17 protein-coding genes are annotated in these 17,727 nt (G+C 52.1%); 11 read left to right on the plus strand and 6 right to left on the minus strand.

Features of this window, described 5'->3' with window-relative positions; genetic code table 11:
- On the plus strand, positions 1-1,770 hold the full coding sequence (locus tag CJP46_RS10370) for a B12-binding domain-containing radical SAM protein (protein ID WP_094595529.1): 1,770 nt from the start codon (positions 1-3) through the stop codon (positions 1,768-1,770).
- Between the two features lie 134 nt (positions 1,771-1,904).
- On the opposite strand, the gene CJP46_RS10375 is transcribed toward CJP46_RS10370, so the two are convergent.
- From CJP46_RS10375 to mnmL, 4 genes are all read right to left on the minus strand, one after another.
- Positions 1,905-2,828, minus strand: a complete 924-nt coding sequence (locus CJP46_RS10375; protein WP_179281119.1) for an alpha/beta fold hydrolase — start codon at positions 2,826-2,828, stop codon at positions 1,905-1,907.
- Between the two features lie 69 nt (positions 2,829-2,897).
- Positions 2,898-3,866 (minus strand): type I phosphomannose isomerase catalytic subunit, encoded by a 969-nt coding sequence (locus CJP46_RS10380; protein WP_094595530.1) that lies wholly within the window; start codon positions 3,864-3,866, stop codon positions 2,898-2,900.
- Positions 3,867-4,084: 218 nt separating this feature from the next.
- Positions 4,085-4,666 (minus strand): tRNA 5-(aminomethyl)-2-thiouridylate-methyltransferase MnmM, encoded by a 582-nt coding sequence (gene mnmM, locus CJP46_RS10385; protein ID WP_094595531.1) that lies wholly within the window; start codon positions 4,664-4,666, stop codon positions 4,085-4,087.
- 1 nt (position 4,667) lies between these two features.
- On the minus strand, positions 4,668-5,621 hold the full coding sequence (gene mnmL, locus CJP46_RS10390) for a tRNA modification radical SAM protein MnmL/YtqA (protein ID WP_094595532.1): 954 nt from the start codon (positions 5,619-5,621) through the stop codon (positions 4,668-4,670).
- A gap of 401 nt (positions 5,622-6,022) precedes the next feature.
- Between mnmL and CJP46_RS10395 the strand changes: the two genes are divergently transcribed.
- The gene (locus CJP46_RS10395) at positions 6,023-6,220 is read left to right on the plus strand and encodes a hypothetical protein (RefSeq protein WP_094595533.1); all 198 of its coding nucleotides are present in this window, start codon (positions 6,023-6,025) and stop codon (positions 6,218-6,220) included.
- A 223-nt stretch (positions 6,221-6,443) separates the two neighbouring features.
- Positions 6,444-7,205: a tRNA (guanosine(46)-N7)-methyltransferase TrmB gene (gene trmB / locus CJP46_RS10400; RefSeq protein WP_094595534.1), complete on the plus strand. Its 762-nt coding sequence runs from the start codon at positions 6,444-6,446 to the stop codon at positions 7,203-7,205.
- A gap of 22 nt (positions 7,206-7,227) precedes the next feature.
- Here trmB and CJP46_RS10405 read toward each other — a convergent pair whose 3' ends face one another.
- Both CJP46_RS10405 and CJP46_RS10410 read right to left on the minus strand, forming a co-directional pair.
- Positions 7,228-8,361 carry an MGDG synthase family glycosyltransferase gene (locus CJP46_RS10405; protein ID WP_094595535.1) on the minus strand — a complete coding sequence of 378 codons (1,134 nt, stop codon included), beginning with the start codon at positions 8,359-8,361 and terminating at the stop codon, positions 7,228-7,230.
- A 51-nt stretch (positions 8,362-8,412) separates the two neighbouring features.
- Positions 8,413-8,940, minus strand: coding sequence for a phosphatase PAP2 family protein (locus CJP46_RS10410; RefSeq protein WP_094595536.1), 528 nt, complete (start codon positions 8,938-8,940; stop codon positions 8,413-8,415).
- A 720-nt stretch (positions 8,941-9,660) separates the two neighbouring features.
- Between CJP46_RS10410 and CJP46_RS10415 the strand changes: the two genes are divergently transcribed.
- From CJP46_RS10415 to CJP46_RS10450, 8 genes are all read left to right on the plus strand, one after another.
- Positions 9,661-10,899, plus strand: coding sequence for a glycosyltransferase family 2 protein (locus CJP46_RS10415; protein WP_094595537.1), 1,239 nt, complete (start codon positions 9,661-9,663; stop codon positions 10,897-10,899).
- Between the two features lie 270 nt (positions 10,900-11,169).
- A complete protein-coding gene (gene infC / locus CJP46_RS10420) occupies positions 11,170-11,667 on the plus strand; it encodes a translation initiation factor IF-3 (RefSeq protein WP_076173246.1) in 498 nt (165 codons plus the stop codon).
- A gap of 18 nt (positions 11,668-11,685) precedes the next feature.
- Entirely contained in the window at positions 11,686-11,886 is a 201-nt protein-coding gene (gene rpmI, locus CJP46_RS10425; protein ID WP_094595539.1) for a 50S ribosomal protein L35, read from the plus strand.
- 30 nt (positions 11,887-11,916) lie between these two features.
- A complete protein-coding gene (gene rplT, locus CJP46_RS10430) occupies positions 11,917-12,276 on the plus strand; it encodes a 50S ribosomal protein L20 (RefSeq protein ID WP_094595540.1) in 360 nt (119 codons plus the stop codon).
- Positions 12,277-12,869: 593 nt separating this feature from the next.
- The gene (locus CJP46_RS10435) at positions 12,870-13,901 is read left to right on the plus strand and encodes a BMP family ABC transporter substrate-binding protein (RefSeq protein WP_094595541.1); all 1,032 of its coding nucleotides are present in this window, start codon (positions 12,870-12,872) and stop codon (positions 13,899-13,901) included.
- A gap of 128 nt (positions 13,902-14,029) precedes the next feature.
- Positions 14,030-15,568 carry an ABC transporter ATP-binding protein gene (locus CJP46_RS10440; protein ID WP_094595542.1) on the plus strand — a complete coding sequence of 513 codons (1,539 nt, stop codon included), beginning with the start codon at positions 14,030-14,032 and terminating at the stop codon, positions 15,566-15,568.
- Positions 15,568-16,647: an ABC transporter permease gene (locus CJP46_RS10445; protein WP_094595543.1), complete on the plus strand. Its 1,080-nt coding sequence runs from the start codon at positions 15,568-15,570 to the stop codon at positions 16,645-16,647. The genes CJP46_RS10440 and CJP46_RS10445 overlap by 1 nt, the downstream gene beginning before the upstream one ends.
- The gene (locus CJP46_RS10450) at positions 16,648-17,610 is read left to right on the plus strand and encodes an ABC transporter permease (RefSeq protein ID WP_094595544.1); all 963 of its coding nucleotides are present in this window, start codon (positions 16,648-16,650) and stop codon (positions 17,608-17,610) included.
- The last annotated feature ends 117 nt before the right edge of the window (positions 17,611-17,727 follow it).

Raw genomic sequence — 17,727 nt, forward strand, 5'->3', positions numbered from 1 at the left:
ATGAAAGTCCTGTTATCCACCCTGAATGCGAAATATATCCATACCTGCCTGGCGATCCGCCTGCTCAAGGCATACAGCGAGCATGCATTTGATATCGAGCTGGCCGAGTATACGATTAAAGACCCGGTCATGAACATCGTATCCGACCTGTTTCAGCGGAAGCCCGACGTCATCGGATTCTCCTGCTATATTTGGAATATCGAAGAGACGCTGAAAGTGATCGAGATCGTGAAGAAGGTGATGCCGGAAGTCACGATCGTGCTCGGCGGCCCGGAAGTGTCCTATGACACCCAGTACTGGATGGAGCGGATGCCGGCGGTCGATTTCATCGTCATGGGCGACGGCGAGGAAACCTTTCACCATCTGCTGCAGGTGATCGAAGGGGACCGCAAGTTTCATTTTGTCTATGGCGTTGCTTACCGGAAGGGCGACGAAGTCATCATTAATCCGCCGAGGCCGAAAAGCGACCTCAATACGCTGCCCACGCCGCACCGTTTTCCCGAGGATATCCCGAATTTGGGGAAAAGAATCGTTTACTTCGAGACGAGCCGCGGCTGTCCGTTCCAGTGCCAGTTCTGCCTGTCCAGCATCGAGAACGGCGTCCGGTATTACGACATCGAGCGGGTGAAGTCCGATATTACGTATTTGATCGACCACGGCGCGAAGATCATCAAGTTTCTGGACCGCACGTTTAACATCAACCACCAGTATGCGCTGGAGATGTTTGATTTTCTGATTAAAAATAACCGCGGCTGCGTGTTCCAGTTCGAAATTACGGCGGACATTATGCGCCCCGAAGTGCTGCAGTTTCTCGCCGACAACGCCCCGCCGGGGATTTTTCGGTTCGAGATCGGCGTGCAGTCGACGAACGATCCGACCAACGTCATCGTGAAACGGCGGCAAAATTTCGAGAAGCTGTCCCGGACCGTCAACATCATCAAGAACAGCGGCCGGATCGCCCAGCACCTGGACTTGATTGCTGGTCTGCCCGAAGAGGATTACGGGACGTTCCGCAAGACATTTAACGACGTGTTCGCCCTGGGGCCGGAAGAACTGCAGCTCGGTTTTCTGAAAATGCTGCGGGGCACCGGGCTGCGCCGCGATGCCGAGAAGCACGATTACACATACATGGACCAGGCGCCTTACGAAATTCTCGGCAGCCATAAGCTGCCTTTTGCCGACATCGTCCGGCTTAAGCGGCTGGAGGATGTGCTGGAGAAATACTGGAACGCGCACCGGATGGACCATACGCTGAACTATCTTATGACCCATGAATTTCCGTCACCGTTCGACTTCTTCCAGGAGTTCGGCGATTACTGGGAAGAGCAGGGCTGGCAGAAGATCGGCCATCAGCTCGAAGACCTGTTCACGCGCCTGGCCTCCTTCCTGAAGCAGCGGGAGACGAAGCGCATGGACGTGATTCTGGGCCTGATGAAGCTGGATTACTTCCTTAACCATAAGTACAAGCCGCGTAAAATATGGTGGGAGCAGCCGCTCGCCAAGGACGATTGGAGCAGCTTGATGCGAAAGATCGTGGAGCATCCGGAGCTTGTTTCGGGGGATTTTGCCTCCCTGGGCTTGACCGAACGGGAACTGCAAAAGCATACGGTGCTCGAAGTGCTGCCGTTTGCGCTGGATGAGCTGTTGGCCGGCAAAGGTGACGTAGCGAATGCTTCCGGAGGCACCGTGCTGATCGTGTTGTATCAGCAGGACGAGAGCCAACTGCCGGCGTTCTACACGATGAGGCTCCAGCCGGCGGAGTCGCTGTAGCTACGCGTTAAGATGGGTTGATCCGAGTGATGCTAAAATGAGAAAAAGCCGCTGCACGATATTCACATCGTGCAGCGGCTTTTCTTATTGTGAGCCGTTTGTTGCGGGTAGTTCTTCGAATTAACGGGAGGGCACTACATATGCCGCTCCAGCCAATCGAGCAGCTCGGTCATGACCTCGTCCCGGTTCATCTCGTTCAGCATTTCGTGGCGTCCGTTCGGATATAGCCTACATTCGACATCCTTGATGCCGATGCTGCGATAGATGTCCTCCAGCCGCCGGACGCCTTTACCTTGATCCCCGACGGGATCGAGCTCCCCGCTGAAGAGATAGACCGGCTTATCCCGGGGAATGCCGTCATAGCTGCCTGGCCTCTGGATATCCTGCAGCAGGCTGAAAAAATCATAGAAGAACGCAGTCGTGCAAATGGCCCCGCAGTACGGATCTTCAATGTATTTATCGACTTCCTTCGGATCTCGGGAGAGCCAGTCAAACCGCGTCCGGGTCGGAGCAAAGCTGCGGTTGTAGCTGCCGAAGACCATCGCGTTCAGCAGGATGCTGCGGTGCGACTCCCCCTGGAGTGCGCCCTGCAGCCTGGCGACGGCTTTGCCGGCGTTCAGCATGCTCCGCGGTCCGTTCGTGCCGGACAGAATAAAACCCGTATACCGCCCGCCGTCTGTCTCCATCACCCGCTGCACGAGGAACGACCCCATGCTGTGCCCCATCAAAAAATGGGGAACGTTCGGGTGATGATCACTAATGAACCTGCCGAGCTGCTGAATGTCTTGGAGCATATGCTGGAAGCCGTCTTTGCCGCTATGGCCGAGCCGCTCCGTGGAGCCGGCGGTCAGGCCGTGACCGCGCTGGTCGTGGGCGTATACGGCATAGCGAAAACGCGTCAGCAGCGAGGCAAGCCGTCTGTAACGTTCGGCCGTCTCGCACATGCCATGGGTGATCTGGACGACGGTTTTCACTCCAGCAGGCTCATCGGGAAGCCAGGCATAGACATGGATCTGCGTGCCTTGCGGATCCGTCATCGTAAACGTATGTTCCCGCAATGGAGGTCACTCCTTCATTCTTTCGTGAACGACAGATAACTCAGAAGAAATGCCCCGTGCCTTTCAGGCTTAAGGCAGGTACGAACGGAGAACGGTAGCATTCCCTTTGAGTTCGTATTGACCGAGGTTAGCCGGAAGCAGGAAGCACTGGCCGGCTTTGTAGTCCTGCGAGCCGCCGTCCCAGACGATGGAGCCGCTGCCGTCGCATACTACCAGAATGGTGAAGCTGTCCGGCGTAGTGGAGAGGTTCCAGGAACCGTCCACGATTCCCTTTTCCACAATGAAATAAGGGGACTTCGCCAACTGCAGCCATTCGCCCGCAGCGCTACCAGCGGTCTTCATCGTCGTGGCGCCGGATCCTTCGTACGAGATGACGTTCAGCGAATCCTCGATGTGCAGCTCGCGCGGTTTGCCGTCCAAACCTGGGCGGTTGTAGTCGTAGAGACGGTAGGTCGTGTCGGAGTTCTGCTGAATTTCAGCCACGACTACACCGGCGCACAGCGCATGCACCGTGCCGGCAGGGATATAGAACGTGTCTCCGGCTTCAACGGAAACTTCCTGTAAGCTGTCCAAGACGGTTCCGTTCTCGAGCGCTTCCTTCATCGCCTCGCGCGTAACGCCTTCCTTGAGACCATATATGATTTTGGCATCCGGCTTGGCATCCAGCACGTACCACATTTCCGTCTTGCCAAGCTCGCCTTTCGGCAGCCCTTCATAATCGTCGGTCGGATGGACCTGAACCGACAGGTCGTCATTGCAGTCCAGCAGCTTGATCAGCAGCGGAAAGCGGCCGTTTTTCTCGGAAAATCCTTTGGCGCCGAACCATTCCTTGCCGAATTGTTCGCGGACCTGGTCCAGGCCTTGGCCTTTCAGCTCGCCGTTGATTACGGAAGTCGTGCCGTTCGGGTGATCGGCGATCATCCAGCCTTCGCCGATATGACCTTCCGGAATCTGCAGCCCAAACTGCTCTAGCGCCCGGCCTCCCCATACGCGTTCTTTAAACTCTGGTTGAAATAATAATGGATAAGGTTGTGTCATGTCTTCATCGTTCCTTTCTTGGGTTCGTGTGATCGGTTGGGATAAACCGCTACTATGTAAAACAATATCTTGGGCCCGGCCGGGCCGCTTCAGACCGGAATCAATCCGGATGAAAAGGGCGGCCGGGCCCCGGGCACAACGGTTTTAAATGGTTCGGCATGCCGCGGCGCCAGGTGAGGCGGGGTTCGCGGCATGAGCTGCATAAGCAGCGGTGCGCGTTATTTTTTCTCCAGGGCAATGACATAAGGGGCATCCGCGCGCTGCAGCTGCCTGTATATGACGGCCTGGGCCAGCGACTGCGGCAGGGCGGAGGCCCAGGCGGTCACCGCCTGAGCCTCCTGATCGCCGCCGGCATGCCCGGGATACAGCACGGCGGTCATAATGCCCCGCCGTCTGAGCAGGGACAAGCCGGCTTCGAGCGCCTCAATCGTGCTGTCCGGCGTGGTGATGATGGCTTTATCAGCCTCCTCGGCAGGCAGGTAGCCGAGGTTGAACATCACCGCCCCGACCCGGCCGTGCACGCCTTCCGGCAGCGCCTCACGCATCGCGGCATGGCTCTGGAGGTAGAGCGTTACCGGAGCGATCTGCTCCGGTGCTTCCTGCGCCAGCCTCTGCCGGGTCAGGAACACGGCCTGCTCCTGAACGTCAAAGCCGTAGACATGCCCCTTAGGCCCGGCCGCCTTGGCCAAAAAGAGCGTATCGGCCCCCGTGCCGATCGTGGCATCCACGGCGATATCCCCGGGAGCGAGGCGCTCGGCGATTTGTTTGTGGGCAAAGCTCAGAACGGAAAGAAACCCCATGCTATCCTTTCCTCCAATACTTACCCTGCCAGCTGTCCCGTGCCTCGAGCTCGGCGTCGATGCCGTTTAGCACTTCCCATTTCTCCTGAGACCACATTGGGCCGATCAGCAGCTTCCGCGGGGCGTCGCCCGTCAGGCGGTGAACGATCATTTCGGGCGGCAGAAACTCCAGCGTATCCGCGACCAGTTTAATATATTCATCCTGTTCCAGGAAGCGGAGCAGATCCGCTTCGTACTGCCTGACCATCGGTGTACCCTTCATCAAGTGAAGCAGATGGATTTTGATGCCTTGAACGTCCATGTTCGCCACGGCGCGTCCGGTCTCCAGCATCATTTCGTGGGTTTCCTGCGGCAGGCCGTAAATGATATGCGCGCATACCCGGATGCCATGCCTCCGCAGTTTCTCCACGGCGTCGATGAAGCATTGGGTGTCATGCGCGCGATTAATCAGGTCGGATGTTTCGTGATGAATGGTCTGCAGTCCCATTTCGACCCATAGATAGGTCCGCTCGTTCAGCTCGGCCAAATACTCGATCACATCGTCCGGCAGGCAGTCCGGCCGCGTGGCGATGGACAAGCCGACAACGCCTGGCTGTTCCAAAATGACTTCGTAGTACTCGCGAAGCACATCGACGGGTGCGTACGTGTTGGTATAGGCCTGGAAATAACCGATATATCGGGCGTGGGGCCACTTCTCATGCTGTTTGTCCCGGATGCTGTTAAACTGGGTGATCAGATCGTCGCGCCGGCTGCCGGCAAAGTCACCCGATCCCCGGGCGCTGCAGAACGTGCAGCCGCCCCTGGCGATCGAACCGTCGCGGTTCGGGCAGGTGAATCCGGCATCCAGCATGACTTTGAACACTTTATCGTTAAACTGTTCCCGCATCTCGTAATTCCACGTATGGAATCTTTTATCGCCCCACAGCAGGGGAGAAGAAAGGGCTCGGCTGTTCATGATGGTACTCCTTTATTGTGCATTGCGGCCTGCAAAAAAAATGCGCAGGGAAAGTGAAACTTTACGCTTGCTCTATTGTAACAAAAATCCGGCCTAAAGGGTATGAGGCGGCCCGGGGGAAACGCTGGGCTTTTTGGGCTTTTCCCACCTCGGGTATTTTATATAGAGGATCTCCATGAATCGGGGCGAAATACCAGGGATATATCTGGTTCATGGACTGCAAAAAAATGTTTCGAAAACAGCGCTGCTATGCCGCTAAACAGGCGAATATTCCATTGATAAAACTTACATGAAGTGTTATATTTTAATTAGCGTCAGCACCCTGATTTCGGGGTAAACATCTTATAGAATTCATAAAAGCGTGACGTCATGGCCAACCTATTAACCGTGAGGTGATAATGATGAATTCTTCAACTGCAGAGACTCGAGGTAAAGGCAAGATTGCTGTAGAGCTGACTCCTGATGAGGCGCTTGCCCTGACAGGCGTGGAGTTTAACGGCAATCCGGAGGTAAAAGCGGCAGCACGCCGCAAAATTCGCAATGCTTTCGAAAAGACATTTGATTTTCAGCATCAAGATGCGGTAGACTATCAACAATGAAACCGTTGGACCCCAATTCCAAATAGATAATGGAAAAGAATTCCGAATTCCTCGTGTGCGCATGAGAGAGAACGGGATTCTTTTTCTTTTTTAGGGGTCAAGCCACATCCGTTAGTGAGCCGGCCATGCTTTGCCTCTTTACATTTCGTCTTAAGTTCGGCACAATATTTCAGTAGCCGCAAGTGTCGCGGCAGGACGGAAGTATAACTAGCGGAGGTATGAGATGCGTTTACGCGGAAGAAAAGGAATCCGGGAAAGTCTGGAGGAGCAGCAGGGCTTCGTCATTCTGGACCCCCGGTCGTATAAAGGAAAATGGTCATCGCTGTTTGGCAACGACCGTCCGATCTACGTGGAGTTTGGCATGGGCAAGGGACAGTTTATCAGCCAGATGAGCTTTCGCAACCCGGACATTAATTTTATAGGTATCGATATGTATGATGAACTGATTCGCCGGGGAAGCGAGAAAGCACAGCTCGCCTGGGCCGAGCGGGAGGTCGAATATCCGCCGAATCTGCGGCTGGCGCTGGCCAATGTCGAATATGCGGAGGAAGTGTTTGCACCGGGAGAAATCGAGCGGATTTTCCTGAATTTCAGCGATCCGTGGCCGAAGGCCAGACATGCCCGCCGCCGTTTGACACATCCTCGTTTCCTCGACAAATACTGTGGTCTGCTCAACGATAACGGCGAAATTCATCTGAAGACCGACTCGCAGACGCTGTTTGAATTCTCGCTGAATTCCTTCGCCGATTACGGCCTGCAGATGACGAATATCTCGTTGAATCTGCACCGCGAGGGACCAAACGAAGAGCATGTCATGACCGAGTACGAGACCAAGTTTGTAGGTCAGGGCATCAACATTCACCGCTGCGAGGCGATTGTGGGCAAGGAAGCGCTGAGCCGGTATCAGAAGCAGCGTCTCGACAAATACGGACTGCAGCCGGACAAGCCGGGGCAGCCGAACGAGGTTCGCAGCGAACAGCCATAAATACGAAATAAGGTGCCTTCCCTCAGGAAGGCACCTTATTTGATTCCAGCATATCGATGATGCTCTGGGCGCTCTGCATCGGCCGGTAGCGGTCAATGCTCTTTAGCTGCTCTTCGCGCCGCTGCTGGATCGAATCGTATTCGTGAATTAATTTGTTCATCCACTTTGTAATGACGTCCAGGGAGGATATCGGCTCTCCAAGCCCTTGGGCCGTGAAATACTGGCAGTTCTCTTCTTCCTGTCCGGGAAGCGGGTGGTGGAAGAGCATCGGAATGCCCTTGGCCAGACCTTCCGAACAGGTCATGCCGCCAGGCTTCGTCATGAGCAGATCGGAGACCTCCATCAGCTTATCAACCTCGGGCGTAAACCCGATCAGCCGGATGTTCGGATGGTTGTAACTTGGATCCTGCTCGAGCTTGCGGAGGACCTTCTCGTTGTTGCCGAGGCAGAACACGATTTGAATCTGGTCCCTCCAGCGGGTCAGGTAATTGTTGATGACTTCGTCATTCATAATGCCCCAGCCGCCGCCCATGACCATAACCGTGGGCATATTCTTCAGTCCGAACTTCTCCCGGATCTCCTCCTTGACCGGATGCTCCCAGAAGTTCGGATGAACCGGAATGCCGGTGACCTCGATTTTGGATCCGGCGACTCCCTGCTCCAACATCTTGGATTTCACTTCCTGGGTGGAGACCAGGTAGCGGTCCACTTCCGGGCTGATCCAGGTGCCGTGGGCATCGTAATCCGTGATGACCGTGCACAGCGGGATGCTGGAGCCGAGCCTTTTCAAACGGGAAATGACCGCGCTCGGAATCGGATGCGTGCAGACGACGATGTCGGGCCGAAGCTGATTGACGATATTTTTGGTATGTGTATAAAAAATGCGGTGAAGCGCTAATGTCGTAAACCGGTTCAGTGACTTTTTATACTGGTGCCTGTACATCATTCCCACGAGCCGTGGCTGCGAAAGAACGGTTTTCTTGTAGGCGGTAATAATGAGCGGCGCAACCTTGGGATTCAGGAAGCTTCCGAGCTCAAGCACTTTGGTTTGCACACTCGGCGACAGCTTGCGTAGACTGCTTGAGAGTGCGTATGCAGCTCGAGTATGTCCCGCGCCGAAGCCTTCAGATAATAACAATACTCTTTTTTTCATCACTCTCAATTCACCTGTTCCTGCATGTTTTTCCTTATACCCACCATATCGACTTTAGGGCCACAATGCAACTGTTGCTGTAGCTACAGAAGTACCAATTACGGCTCCCGCAAGCACATCGGATGGGTAATGAAGTCCCAAATACATCCGGGAAAATCCGACCAAGATACTTAAAGCCAAAAAAAGCGCGGTCCACTCAGGATGCCCGATCATCATAGGAACTGCCAAGGAAAATGCTGCCGTCGTATGTCCGGACGGAAACGAATGATCCACCAGCGGTTTGCGAAAGGTTCGAGTTCCCGGCAGGGCAAGATGCGGCCTGACCCGGGGATATATCTTTTTGGCTGCCGCCACCGGAATGTGGCTGACGGCCAAAGCGACGGCGGCCTGGGCACCTTGGGTGCTCCATGACGGCGGGGCAAGGCCCCAGCACAGGAGGCAGGCACAGATCGTAAACGTAGCCCCTCCAAGATGCGTTAAATAATACAGCCAAAAATTGAAAAAACGATTATGAAGACGTCCGTTGATCCATTGGAAAAGACGCCGGTCCCATAATTGGAGTTTCTTGAACAAACGTCTCATTCCATACCTCCGTGTAAGCAAATCTTCTATAAAATAATGGCAGATCGTGGACAACTCATGCGATGTTTTTCTAAATTTTATCATATTTCCGAAGGGATCAGAAACTATAACTTCGTAAGTCCCCTTCTTATATATATAACCCCATTCCGGGTCGTTATTTGACACCGGCTGAAAACTTTGTCGGGAATCGGCCGATCTTGTCCAAAGGTCCTTTATCGCGACAAAAATAGGGCCAGACAAGGAATTGGCCAATTTTGACTTCACCCGGAGGAACCTTTACAATGATTCAAACGGATGCAATCCGGTTATTAAGAATTGATGTTCGAAGTATAACTTTTCTTGGCTTTATCTCGTTTATTTATAAAGTATGCCGATAATGATGAAATCTGATGATTAAAAAAAGGGGGGGACCTGAGAAATAAAAACACGGAAAACAGATGAAAATAAGAACTATCAGTCATGAATAAAAGGCCGGAAGGGTCTGAACAGTCAAGAAACCGCCTCATTCCCGTTTTTTTAGACGATTACGAGGTTTTACGGTTTTGACAAACGACTGAAAAGTGTGGAAAATCGATAGGGTCATCCGAAGCGTTAACAAAACGGAAAAGTATGTAAAAGGTCAAAAGGGTCATAAAGAAATTAGAGAAGGTCAAACGGCTTTACCGTAATCTACAGAGAGAAAGTTGATTATGAGGGGTAAAAAAGGGGGTTCTGAGAGTCATGTTAGACGCCATTTTTATCGCGCTCCAGGTTTTGCTGGCCGCGATCGGTGTGTATCAGTTTGTATTTTCCATTTTGGGACTATACAGGAAAAAGCGAAAACAGCATTTTGAACCGACCAAGTCCTTCGCTGTGCTCGTTGCAGCGCACAATGAAGAGCAGGTCGTCGGGGCTCTGATGGAGAACTTGAAGCAGCTGAATTATCCGAAGGAGCTGTACGACGTGTTTGTCATTTGTGACAACTGCACGGACGGTACGGCACGAATCGTGCGTGAGCATGGCATGAACGCCTGCGTGCGTACAAACAACAACCTTCGCGGTAAAGGCTATGCTATCGAGTGGATGCTGAAGGAATTGTGGGCAATGCCCCGCCAATATGATGCGGTCGTCATGTTTGACGCCGACAACCTGGCAGATACGAATTTCTTGAGAGAAATGAATGACGACCTGTGCTCCGGTGCACGCGTCATTCAAGGATACATCGACACCAAGAATCCGGAGGATTCCTGGATTACGGCCGCTTACGGAATTTCGTATTGGTACATCAACCGTTTATGGCAGCTGTCGCGCCATAACATGAACATGGCCAACTTCCTCGGTGGTACCGGGATGTGCTTTGAGACCAACCTGTTGAAGGAAATGGGCTGGGGAGCCACCAGCTTGGTCGAAGACCTTGAGTTTACGATGCGCAGCGTCAAGCGCGGCGTCTATCCGAAATTCAACTATGACGCCAAAGTGTTCGACGAGAAGCCGCTGACATTCAAGGCTTCGGCAAGACAGCGCCTGCGCTGGATGCAAGGACACTTTACGGTGGCGCGCCGCTACTTCTTCCCGCTGATTTGGCAAAGCATCAAGGAACGCAGCATCGTCAAGCTGGACTTGGCGCTGTACGGAGCGAACGTATACATCGTTCTCTTGACGTTCTTATTGACGGCCACCATCTGGGCAGACAATACGTTCTTCGATGGTCCGAACATCGCCAACCTCTACGGCTACCTGCCGTTGTGGCTGAGCTTTGTGGCGATCGGCGCCAACGTCTTTACGTTCCTGGCAGCGATGATTTTGGAGAAGGTCACATTCAAGAAGGTTTACTTGTACCTGGTGCTCTTCCCGATCTATCTGATCTCTTGGTATCCCATCACGTTCTATGCGTTCTTTACGCAGAACAACAAGCAGTGGAGCCATACCCAGCATACCCGTGTGGTAAGACTGGAAGAGGTTCAGAGCAAGCAGGGATAAAGGGTTGGAACCGGGTTGACATTGTCCGGGCCGTGTGTTAAATTATTTGAGTGCTTTAAATATGAAATGGATTCAAAGCAGAAGCTCCAGCTTCTCACCTGACCGACGAAGGTTGGCGGGTCATTGATCCAATGATTTGTGAATGTGATATTTCATGAAGAGTTGATCATAGGGATGCTGGTTGATGATACCGGCATCCCTTTTAATTTTGCTTCTGCACACAGAAATACCGATTAGATCTGGAGGTGGACGGTTATCAGTAAGGAACATATGATCAATGAGGAGATCCGGGCGAAGGAAGTTCGCTTGGTAGGCGCTGAAGGCGAGCAGATTGGCATCAAGCCCCTTCGAGAAGCTCTGCAGATGGCAGCGGATTTGAATCTGGATTTGGTGAACGTGGCGCCGCAGGCGAAGCCGCCGGTGTGCCGCATCATGGACTACGGCAAGTTCCGCTACGAGCAGCAGAAGAAAGAGAAGGAAGCCCGGAAGAATCAGAAAATCGTTGATATTAAAGAAGTATGGTTCCGAGCAAACATTGATGAGCACGACTACCAGACTAAGCTCCGCAATGTCGTCAAGTTCCTGAAGGAAGGCGACAAGGTCAAATGCTCCGTTCGTTTCCGCGGACGCGAAATCGCGCATGCGAGCATCGGCCAGAAGATTCTGGAGCGTGTAAGGGAAGAAGTTGCCGAGCACTCCAGCGTGGAGCGTCAGCCGAAGCTGGAAGGCCGCAGCATGATTATGATTTTGGCTCCTAAAGCCCAATGATCCTGAGGAGGAAGTACAATGCCTAAAATGAAAACACACAGCAGCCTTAAAGGCCGCTTCAAAATTACCGGTTCCGGTAAAGTGACTCGCTACAAAGCTTACAGAAACCATTTGCTTTCCCACAAGTCCAAGCGCGCTAAACGCGTACTGGCAGGCAACCCAGAAATGGCGCCGGGGGACGTAAGACGCTTGAAGCAAGGCTTGGCGAACTTGAAATAGTTAATCACACATTTTTGGGAGGTTTATATTATGGCAAGAGTAAAGGGCGGATTCGTTGTTCGTCGTAGACATAAAAAAGTATTGAAACTTGCAAAAGGTTACTTCGGTTCCAAACACCGCATTTTTAAAACAGCTAACGAGCAGGTTATGAAATCCCTCGTATACGCATACCGTGACCGTCGTCAGACGAAACGGAACTTCCGCAGACTGTGGATCGTGCGTATCAACGCTGCAGCCCGCATGAACGGACTGTCCTACAACAAACTGATGCATGGTCTGAAATTGGCTGGCGTCGACATCAACCGCAAAATGCTGGCTGATCTGGCTGTCAACGACATCAACGCGTTCAACTCGATCGCATCGGTTGCCAAAGAGAAAGTCAACGCATAATTCGCTTATAACGAATATTAAAACCGCCCTAACCGGCGGTTTTTTTAAGATATAAGAATGAATAAGCACCGGAGTCTAAACTTCCTTATATCGCAAGGAACTTCCCTAAAAGCAGTCTGGCTTATTAGTATGTACGTCAATAGAGCTTTTCTTTAGATATAAGAGAGTATAAAGCTAGGTCTCCGCAATCTGTATCCCCAACGAAGAATAAGCCTCTCTATTTAACATCGATCAGGACCTAGAGCCAACATACCGGGTTCATACTCATAAATGGGTATGAATGTTAATTTCACACATCTTTTCAATTTGTGAATCGACATCGGGTGAGCTTTTGGACAACTACTCTTCCATGGAAATAACAGGCTGTGTGATTTATGGCAAAATAAAGCGTTTTCTCTTGATTTTTCTCTAAAAAAGTTTTGTTTTATGACGTAAATTTGCTGGATTTTGCCGAAGGTAAAATGTATAATCTGTTCTGTGGAATGTCCAACATTTGAACAAGCCTTTTTAAGCAATTAATTGACCATAGATCAATTGCTGAAAGGCGAAGACAGGTGAAAGGATATAATTCATTCTAGGGGGACTATAAGTTAATGAAGAAAATGTTCAAATTGTCGCTGATTATGCTGCTTGCATTTTCAGTCGTACTGGCCGGCTGCGGTAAAAAGAACGAAGATACGAGCAGCTCGTCCGGCAGCGAAGGCGGCGCAGCACAATCAAGTGTGAAGGTCGGTCTCGTGACTGACGTAGGCGGGGTTAACGACAAATCTTTTAACCAATCCGCTTGGGAAGCATTGGAAGCATTGAAGAAGGACAAAGGGATCGAAGCCCAGTATCTTCAAAGTAAGTCCAAAGAAGATTATGTTCCGAACCTGAACAAATATGTCAAAGGCAAATACGACCTCACTTGGGGCATCGGTTTTGACCTTGGCGTTGATATGAAAACGGTAGCCGATCAAAATCCGGATGCCAAATTGGCCATTATTGATGCTGAAGTAGACTCGCCTAACGTTCATTCCGTTACGTTTGCGGAGAACGAAGGGGCATTCCTCGTGGGCGTAGTAGCAGGCTCCATGACGAAATCGAACAAAATCGGTTTTGTCGGCGGTTCCGAAATTCCGGTTATCAAACGCTTTGAAGCCGGCTTTAAAGCAGGCGTTGCCGCTGCGAATCCGGATGCGAAAGTGATCATCAACTACACCGGTGCATTTGACAAGCCTGACCAAGGTAAAGCGGCTGCAGCCACGATGTACAACGACGGCGTGGACATTATTTTCCATGCTTCCGGTGCAACGGGTACAGGCGTATTTAACGAAGCAATCGCGCGCAACAAAGCAGGTCAAAAAGTATGGGTTATCGGCGTAGACAAAGACCAATCCCTGGAATTTGGCGACGAAGTAACACTGACATCCATGGTTAAAGGCGTAACTACAGCCGTAGACAAAGTAACAAGAGAAGTCATCGACGGTACGTTCAAAGGCGGTCACGAGACGCTTGGCCTGAAAGAAAACGGCGTAGGTCTGGCCGACACTTCGAGCAAAAACGTCCCTGCAGATGTCTTGAAAAAAGTAGATGAGTTCAAGCAAAAAATCATCGACGGCGAGATCAAAGTTCCTGAAGAATAATTCCATAACGATAATTTGAACGGATATAATTCATGTGTACCAAACGGCAAGGCTGGTTATTATGACTAGCCTTGTCTTACGTTATGGCCCAAACCAAAGGCCGCAAAATATGTGATAAGGGTGATCTCATGGATGCAGCGACGACCCCTGTCGTTGAGTTGAAGCAAATTACCAAACGCTTTCCCGGCATCGTTGCCAACGACTCCATCAGCTTGAAGCTGCACAAGGGCGAAATTCATGCACTGCTCGGTGAGAACGGTGCGGGTAAGTCGACCTTGATGAACATCGTGTTTGGCTTATACCAGCCCGATGAGGGCGGTATCGAAGTGAACGGCAAGCCTGTCATCATTGACAGTCCCAATAAAGCGATCGAGCTGGGCATTGGCATGGTGCATCAGCATTTTAAATTGGTTCAGCCGTTTACGGTAACCGAAAATATCGTTCTCGGGATGGAACCCAAAATTGCCGGGGTTCATCTGAATTACAAAGCGTCGGTTGCCAAGATCAAGGCCTTGTCCGACCAGTATGGTTTGAGGGTTAACCCGAATGCCAAAATTCACGACATTTCTGTCGGCATGCAGCAGCGCGTCGAGATTTTGAAGACGCTTTACCGCGGCGCTGACATTCTTATTTTCGATGAGCCGACAGCCGTGCTTACGCCGCAGGAAATCGGCGAACTCATGGGAATTATGAAGCGGCTGGTCGCCGAAGGCAAATCGATTATTTTGATTACGCATAAGCTCAAAGAAATTATGCAAATTTCCGACACGGTGACGATCATCCGACGCGGGAAAGTCATCGATACCTTGAAGACGTCCCTTACGAATCCTAACGAGCTTGCCGAGAAAATGGTTGGACGCAGCGTCTCCTTTAAGGTGGACAAGCAGCCGGCCGTACCGAAGCAAACCGTGCTTCAAGTGAAAAATCTGGTGTCTAAAAACAAAGAGGGAATTTCCGTTCTGAACGGGCTTGATCTCCAGGTGCGCGCAGGGGAAATTCTGGGCATCGCCGGCGTTGATGGGAATGGGCAGAGCGAGCTGATTGAAGCGCTGACGGGCCTGAGCAAGGTCGACAGCGGCCTAATCGAAATCAATGGCAAAGATATTACCAACAAACCGCCGCGTTTCATTTCGGAAAGCGGGTTGTCCCATATTCCTGAAGACCGGCACAAACACGGACTTGTTCTTGATTTTTCTATGAGTGAAAATATGGTACTGGAAACGTATTATAAAGCCCCATACAACAAAGGCGGCTTCTTGAACAAAAGCGCCATCGACGATCAGGCAAAACGCTTGATCGAGCAATTTGACGTCAGAACGCCGAGTATTGAGACGAAGGCTCGTGCTTTATCCGGTGGTAATCAGCAGAAAGCGATTATAGCCCGGGAAATAGATAAAGATCCAGATCTGCTCATCGCGGCGCAGCCGACGCGGGGACTTGACGTCGGTGCGATCGAGTTTGTGCAGAAGCAGCTCGTTGCGCAGCGGGATAAAGGGAAGGCCGTGCTGCTGATCTCTTTTGAACTGGATGAGATCATTAACGTGTCCGACCGGATTGCTGTCATTTACGAAGGACAGATCGTCGGCGAAGTGCGGCCGGAGGACACGAATGACCAGGAACTGGGTCTGATGATGGCGGGCAGCAAGGTTGCGGGAGGTAAGGCCTAATGAATAAATTGTTTAAAATTTTTACCGTGAACAGCCTGTTGACTCCTCTCGTATCGATTGTGCTTGGACTCATCGTGGGGGCCATCATTATGCTGATCGGGGGGTACGATCCGATTTTGGCGTACGGTTCCCTGTTCAGCACCGTGTTTGGGAACTTGTATGATTTTGGGGAAACGATCCGCGAAATTACGCCGCTGATCATGACCGGTCTTGCCGTCGCATTCGCGTTCCGGGCAGGTCTGTTCAACATCGGGGCGGAAGGACAGTACATTGTCGGCATGACCGCCGCGACAGCGGTCGGGGTCAAGCTGACCGGCCTGCCAATCGTTCTGCATGCGATCGTAGCGATTATTGCCGGTGGATTGGCCGGAGGGATTTGGGCTGGCATTACCGGCTACCTCAAAGCCAAACGCGGGGTGAACGAAGTCATTATTTCGATCATGCTGAACTGGACCGGTCTGTATTTGAGCAACTATATCGTAAGAAATTTCCTGCTTCTCAAGGGCCAGCAGCGCTCCGAAGACATCAAGGATACGGCGTCGATTTCGATCGGTTGGTTGTCCGACATGTTCAGCGATGCGCGTATGCACTGGGGAACGGTGATCGCGATTCTAGCAGCGGTATTCTTCTATGTGTTCATGTGGAAGAGCAAGCAGGGCTATGAGCTGCGGGCTGTAGGACATAACGGGGATGCCGCGAAATACGCGGGCATGAACGTGAAGAGCAATATTGTGAAAGCTATGTTTATCAGCGGTATTTTCGCCGGATTGGGCGGCGCCTTCCAGGTGCTCGGCGTATTCCATTACCAGGCGATCTTCACGGGGTCTCCGGGCGTCGGCTTTGACGGAATCGCGGTGGCGCTGATCGGCATGAACCATCCGTTCGGCATTTTGCTGTCCGCCGCCTTGTTCGGCACGCTGACTTACGGCTCCGCAGGAATGAGCTTTGGTGCGGATGTGCCGCCGGAAATTATCCGGATCGTTATCGGATCCATCATATTCTTTATTGCTGCACAAGGCATTGTGCGCTGGGTTCTGAAGCCCTTCTATCTGAAGCGCAAGAAAGAGAAGGTGTTGTAAATGGATTGGATCACAACAATTGGCCAGCTGCTGAATACGACGCTCGTTTTTTCGACGGCGCTCATCTTTGCTGCCATGGGCGGCATCTTCTCTGAACGCTCCGGGGTGACGAACATCGGGATTGAGGGCTTGATGACCTTCGGTGCGTTTGCGGCCGGCGTCGCTTCCTATTACGCGGAAGATGCCGGCATGGGGGCGGCTTCACCTTATATCGGGATGCTCGCCGCGATTGTTATCGGGCTTGTCGCCTCGCTGATTCATGCCGTCGCATCGATTACTTTCAAGGCGGACCAGGTTATCAGCGGCGTCGTGATCAACTTCCTGGCAACGGGAAGCACTCTCTATATGGTCAAGCTGATGTTTGAAGGCGCAGGAGAAACCCCATTGCTGATGGAGAGTCTCCAAAAGTGGAAGATTCCTTTCCTCTCCAAGATTCCGATTATCGGGGAGGGCATTTTCAGCAATTACCCGACCACGTACCTGGCTATTATTGTCGTAATAGTCGCTTCTTATATCCTGTATAAAACCTCTTTCGGCCTTCGTCTGCGCGCGGTCGGCGAACATCCAAGCGCCGCCGACACCGTCGGCGTCAAAGTGCGCCGGATGCGGTATATCGGGGTCATGATCAGCGGTGCTTTGGCTGCGCTTGGCGGAGCCACGGTTACGCTCACGACAACAAGCACGTTTTCGCATAATACAATTTCAGGTCAAGGTTTTATCGCCATCGCCGCAATGATTTTCGGGAAATGGAATCCGCTCGGGGCGTTCGGGGCAGCCGTATTTTTCGGCTTTTCCCAGGCCATCGGGAACTACTTCCAGCTCTTCGATTGGGCGCATGACATTCCGCAGGAGTTTATTTACATGCTTCCTTACGTATTGACGGTCATCGTTCTGGTGGCGGCCGTGGGACGCTCGTCTGCACCGGCTGCGCTGGGGGAACCGTACGATCCGGGGAAAAGATAATCATTGAGTCGCAACAAAAGCTGCATTCCGTAGAGCCGGAATGCGGCTTTTTTTTAACCTTCGGCGAAAGAGGCCTGTCTTGCCGAGTTCTAATTACAGCTTCCGCCAAATGCAGGC

It is taken from the genome of Paenibacillus sp. XY044 (assembly GCF_002257645.1).
Taxonomy (GTDB): domain Bacteria; phylum Bacillota; class Bacilli; order Paenibacillales; family Paenibacillaceae; genus Paenibacillus_AQ.